Origin of the sequence: Streptomyces torulosus (assembly GCF_001419765.1) — a bacterium.
GTDB lineage: Bacteria > Actinomycetota > Actinomycetes > Streptomycetales > Streptomycetaceae > Streptomyces > Streptomyces torulosus.
The window spans coordinates 1-5,126 of sequence record NZ_LIRK01000178.1 but is presented as its reverse complement, the minus strand read 5'-3'; the positions used below and the strand labels follow the sequence as shown (position 1 = coordinate 5,126).

Annotated in this window: 4 protein-coding genes and 1 pseudogene; 2 read left to right on the top strand and 3 right to left on the bottom strand. The window is 72.3% G+C overall.

The features are described 5' to 3' along the window. Positions 1-56 precede the first annotated feature (56 nt). Positions 57-728: a TetR/AcrR family transcriptional regulator C-terminal domain-containing protein gene (locus tag AOK23_RS12755; RefSeq protein ID WP_055712831.1), complete on the bottom strand. Its 672-nt coding sequence runs from the start codon at positions 726-728 to the stop codon at positions 57-59. A 73-nt stretch (positions 729-801) separates the two neighbouring features. Between AOK23_RS12755 and AOK23_RS12750 the strand changes: the two genes are divergently transcribed. After that, positions 802-2,307 carry an FAD-dependent oxidoreductase gene (locus AOK23_RS12750; RefSeq protein ID WP_055712830.1) on the top strand — a complete coding sequence of 502 codons (1,506 nt, stop codon included), beginning with the start codon at positions 802-804 and terminating at the stop codon, positions 2,305-2,307. A 55-nt stretch (positions 2,308-2,362) separates the two neighbouring features. On the opposite strand, the gene leuE is transcribed toward AOK23_RS12750, so the two are convergent. Both leuE and AOK23_RS12740 read right to left on the bottom strand, forming a co-directional pair. Continuing rightward, a complete protein-coding gene (gene leuE, locus AOK23_RS12745; RefSeq protein ID WP_055519949.1) occupies positions 2,363-3,016 on the bottom strand; it encodes a leucine efflux protein LeuE in 654 nt (217 codons plus the stop codon). Between the two features lie 63 nt (positions 3,017-3,079). Next, positions 3,080-4,660: an acyl-CoA mutase large subunit family protein gene (locus AOK23_RS12740; protein ID WP_055712829.1), complete on the bottom strand. Its 1,581-nt coding sequence runs from the start codon at positions 4,658-4,660 to the stop codon at positions 3,080-3,082. 239 nt (positions 4,661-4,899) lie between these two features. Here AOK23_RS12740 and AOK23_RS12735 point away from each other — a divergent pair. Beyond that, positions 4,900-5,126: pseudogene (locus AOK23_RS12735) on the top strand (L,D-transpeptidase family protein); the annotation flags it as partial.

Here is a 5,126-nt window from a genome sequence, read left to right as displayed (position 1 = left end):
CGCAGTTCCCCGCGCCCCTTTTGCGGGCTGCGCCCCCTCAGGCCGGCGCGGCACCCTCAGGGCCGGTCGGGTCTCATCGTCGCTCCGATGCCCGTCAGGACCGCCTCCAGGCCCTCCTCGAAGCCCCGTTCATGGTCCTGGAAGATCTCCCAGCCGGCCTCCGCCGCCAGGGGGAACGCCTCCAGGCGCTCGGCGCGCGCCGTGAGGTCGTAGCCCTCCGTGCCGGCGGCCGGGTCCGGGCCCATCGCCTGTTCCTCGATGACGTAGCCGATCGTGTAGCTGTACGCCGTCAGCCAGGCCCGCGCGGCTCCCGCCGGGGTGAAGCCCGCCGCCGTGAGCATCCGCAGGTGCGCCTCCATGGGCTCCGCGTACGACAGGTCGGTGAAGCGGGTCCCGCTGTACACCTTCGCGCCGTCGCGGTAGCGCAGCAGATGCTCCCGCATCCCCCGCATCCGCGCCCGTAGCCCCTCCTGCCAGTCGGCGCCCTCCTCCCCGGCCGGCGACAGTCGCGCCCAGTCCGCCGCCATCCGGCGGACCATCTCGGTCGCCATCTCGTCGAGCAGGTCCTGCTTGTTCTTGAAGTGCCAGTACAGCGCGGGTGCCTGGACGTCGAGTTCCTTGGCGATCGCCCGGAGGCTCAGCCCTTCCAGACCGACCTCGTTCAGCAACCGCAGGGCCGTCTCGGCGACCTGCTTCTTGTCCAGCTTCGGGGATTTCCTGGAAACCACGTTGACAGCTTAACGGCGTTAAGCGCATGCTGTCGCCCGTCGGAACTTAACACCGTTAAGGAGAGGTTCTCGGATGAGTACAGACACGCACACCACGGACGTCCTGATCGTCGGCGCGGGCCCCACCGGTCTCGCCCTCGCCGTCGACCTCACCCGGCGCGGCGTCCGCGCCCTGCTCGTGGAGCGGGCCGGTGCCCTGTTCCCGGGGTCGCGCGGCAAGGGCATGCAGCCGCGCACGCTGGAGGTCATGGACGACCTCGGCGTGCTGGACGCGATCCACGCCGCCGGCGGCCCCGCGCCCGTCGGGATGATCTGGAGCCTCGGGCGCCGGCAGGGCGAGCACCGGATGTTCGACGAGGTGGAGACGACCGAGGCCGAGCCTTATGCGGGACCCTGGCTGATCCCGCAGTGGCGTACGCAGGAGATCCTGCTGGCCCGGCTGCGAGAGCTGGGCGGTGACGTGGTGTTCGACCGTGAGCTGGTGGGGCTGGTCCAGGACGCCGACGGCGTCACGGCGTCCTTCGCCCGGGGCCCCGAGGTCCGCGCCCGCTACGCCGTCGCCGCCGACGGGGGCCGGTCCACCGTCCGCCGCCTCCTCGGCATCGGCATGACCGGCGAGACCGTCGACCCGGCCCCGACCCTGGTCGCGGACGTGCGCATCCCGGCCCTGGACCGCGACCACTGGCATGTGTTCCCGCCCGCGGCCGCCCCGGAGGACGCCCACGGCACGGTGCCCGCGGGGGCGGCGCGGCCCGCCCGGTCCGACTCCCTGACCAGCGGCTTCCTGGCGATCTGCCCGCTCCCCGGCACCGACGACTTCCAGTTGGTCGCCAACTTCCCCGGCGCCGAGGCCGTGGTGGACCTCTCCGCCGACGGCATCCGCAAGGTGGTCGCCGCCCGCTCGCACCTCGCGCCCGGGGATGTGACCCAGGTGCGCTGGGCGTCGGACTTCCGGCCCCGAGCCGCGCTCGCCGACCGCTTCCGCGCGGGCCGCGTGTTCCTCGCCGGGGACGCGGCGCACGTCCACTCGCCCGCCGGGGGCCAGGGCCTCAACACCAGCGTGCAGGACGCCTACAACCTGGGATGGAAGCTGGGCGCGGTGCTGCGGGACGGCGCGGACGCGACGCTGCTGGACACCTACGAGGAGGAGCGGCGCCCGGTGGCGGCGGACGTCCTGGGCCTGTCCACGCGGGTCCACCGGGGCGAGGAGCGCCGGGGCCGCGCCACCCGCCAGCTCGACCTCGGCTACCGGGGCGCCTCCCTCTGCGTGGACACCCGCGAGAACCTGCCCCCGGAGGCCCTCCGCGCCGGGGACCGCGCGCCCGACGGACGGCGCGGCGGCGTACGTCTCTTCGACGCCTTCCGCGGGCCGCACTGGACGCTGCTCACGGTCGGCACCGAGGCCGCGGACCTCCCGGAGCTGCGGGACGTGCGGCGGGTCAGCATCCCGGCCTACGAGGCGTACGGCACCGGAGTCTTCCTGGTCCGCCCCGACGGCTACGTCGGCTGGGCGGGCGGGACGGCGAGCGACCTGCGCCGGTACGCGGCCCGCGTGGGCCTCGCCGAGGCCACGCCGTGAGCTGCCGGACGCCGACCGCCGTGGACTGCCGGACGCCGCTCGCCGCCCTGACCTGCTACGCGCCGCTCGCCAACGACAGCTTGACGGCGAAGCCGAGGAACAGCGCTCCCGCCGCCGAGGTCGCCCCGGCCGACAGCCGCTTCCGGCGGCGGAACGCGGCGGCCAGCTTGGTCCCGCCGAATATCAGCGCGGTCAGATACAGCACGCTCGCGAGCTGGGCGAAGGCGCCGAGCACCACGAAGGAGAGGGCGGGGTAGGCGTACGCCGGGTCCACGAACTGCACGAAGAAGGCGACGAAGAACAGGATCGCCTTGGGGTTGAGCAGGCTGATGACCACCGCCCGCCGGAACGGCCGCTCTCCTTCCACGGCCTCCCCGCCCGCCACCTCGGCCACCGTCTGCCGGCGGCTGCGCCACATGCCCCACGCGGCCCGCAGCATGCCGACCGCGAGCCACGTCAGATAGCCGGCGCCCGCGTACTTCACGATCCCGAACAGCACGGCGTTGGCCTGCAGCAGCGAGGCCACCCCCGCCGCCGACAGGGTCATGAGCACGGCGTCCCCGCACCACACGCCCGCCGCGGCCCGGTACCCCGTCCGTATCCCCCGCCGGGCGGCGACGGACAGCACGTACAGGGAGTTGGGGCCGGGCAACAGGACGATCAGGACGAGGCCCGCCAGATAGGTGGGAAGGTCGACGACTCCGAACATGGGCCGCATTCTGGCACGGGGGTACGACAATCCGCCCCGGAGTCCGGAAGGCGAACGCCCCTGTCAGAAGGCGTCGGACGGCACGTACGTGCCCCACACGTCGCGGAGCGCGTTGCAGACCTCGCCCACCGTGGCGCGGGCCTTCAGCGCCTCCCGCATCGGGTAGAGGACGTTGTCGGTGCCCTCGGCGGCCTTCTTCAGGTCGGCGAGGGCGCTGTCGACGGCCGTCTGGTCCCGCTCGGCGCGCAGCTTCGCGAGGCGCTGCGCCTGCTGGGCCTCGATGGCGGGGTCGACGCGCAGCGGCTCGTAGGGCTCCTCCTCGTCGAGCTGGAAGCGGTTGACGCCGACGACGACGCGCTCGCCGGAGTCGGTCTCCTGCGCGATCCGGTAGGCGCTGCGCTCGATCTCGTTCTTCTGGAAGCCGTGCTCGATCGCGGAGACCGCGCCGCCGAGGTCCTCGACCTTCCGCATCAGCTCGACCGCGGCGGCCTCGACGTCGTCGGTCATCTTCTCGATGACGTAGGAGCCCGCGAAGGGGTCGACGGTCGCGGTCACGTCCGTCTCGTAGGCCAGGACCTGCTGGGTGCGCAGGGCCAGGCGGGCCGACTTGTCGGTGGGCAGCGCGATGGCCTCGTCGAAGGAGTTGGTGTGCAGCGACTGCGTGCCGCCCAGCACGGCGGCCAGGCCCTGCACCGCCACGCGCACGAGGTTCACCTCGGGCTGCTGGGCGGTCAGCTGGACGCCCGCGGTCTGCGTGTGGAAGCGCAGCATCAGCGACTTGGGGTTCTTCGCCCCGAACTCGTCCTTCATCACCCGCGCCCAGATCCGGCGCGCGGCACGGAACTTGGCGACCTCCTCCAGGATCGTCGTCCGGGCGACGAAGAAGAACGACAGCCGGGGTGCGAAGTCGTCGACGTCCATGCCGGCCGCGACCGCCGTGCGCACGTACTCGATGCCGTCGGCGAGGGTGAACGCGATCTCCTGCGCGGGCGAGGCACCGGCCTCGGCCATGTGGTAGCCGGAGATCGAGATGGTGTTCCACTTCGGGATCTCGGCCTTGCAGTACTTGAAGATGTCCGCGATCAGCCGCAGCGAGGGCTTGGGCGGGAAGATGTACGTGCCGCGGGCGATGTACTCCTTCAGCACGTCGTTCTGGATCGTGCCGGTCAGCTGGTCGGCGCTGACGCCCTGCTCCTCGGCGACGAGTTGGTACAGCAGGAGCAGCAGCGAGGCGGGGGCGTTGATCGTCATCGACGTGGAGACCTTGTCCAACGGGATGCCGCCGAACAGGACCCGCATGTCGTCGATCGAGTCGATCGCCACACCCACCTTGCCGACCTCGCCGTGCGCGATCGGCGCATCGGAGTCGTGGCCCATCTGGGTCGGCAGGTCGAACGCGACCGACAGGCCCATCGTGCCGTTGGCGATGAGCTGCTTGTAGCGGGCGTTGGACTCCACCGCCGTGCCGAAACCGGCGTACTGCCGCATCGTCCACGGCCGCCCCGTGTACATCGACGGGTACACACCGCGGGTGAAGGGGTACTTCCCGGGGGCACCCAGCTTGTCCGCCGGATCCCAGCCCTCGAGGGCGTCCGGTCCGTACACCGGCTCGATGGGCAGTCCGGACTCCGACTCGCGCGCCATGGTGTGTGCCTCCGCGTTGCTTGTTACTCGGTGGTTACTCGCTAGTACAGACGACCCTCGCGACGGACTGTAGCGGCGGCCGTGCGCCCGGTGGAGGGGCACCTGCTGGGACCTTGCTCACAACCATGCCCCGTTGTTCGCGACGGGTCACGCCCGGGCAACCTTTCGGCAGACCGGCCGGGAGGACGGCCGGGCCCGCGCGGCCACGAGACCGCGGCCATGAGACGTCGGGGAGCGGGATGCGTACCAAGGACATGCGGAGATCTGCGGCCGCGCTCGCGGTGATCGTGGTGGCCGGCGGCTGTACGGGCCCGGTGGTGAAGGTGGACGGCGACCAACGGCAGCCGGTCCGCATCGACGGGACGGCCACGCCGGGCGGCGGCACCCTGAAGGACGGCGGCGACACGGCGGCCGGCGACGGTGACGAGAAGGGCGGGGGGCCGGGCGCCGTGTCGCCGCCGTCCTT

Bases quoted from the DNA above. Each gene is read 5' to 3' on its own strand.
- AOK23_RS12750 (WP_055712830.1), top strand. From the start codon at position 802: ATGAGTACAGACACGCACACCACGGACGTCCTGATCGTCGGCGCGGGC.
- leuE (WP_055519949.1), bottom strand. From the start codon at position 3,016: ATGTTCGGAGTCGTCGACCTTCCCACCTATCTGGCGGGCCTCGTCCTG.
- AOK23_RS12740 (WP_055712829.1), bottom strand. From the start codon at position 4,660: ATGGCGCGCGAGTCGGAGTCCGGACTGCCCATCGAGCCGGTGTACGGA.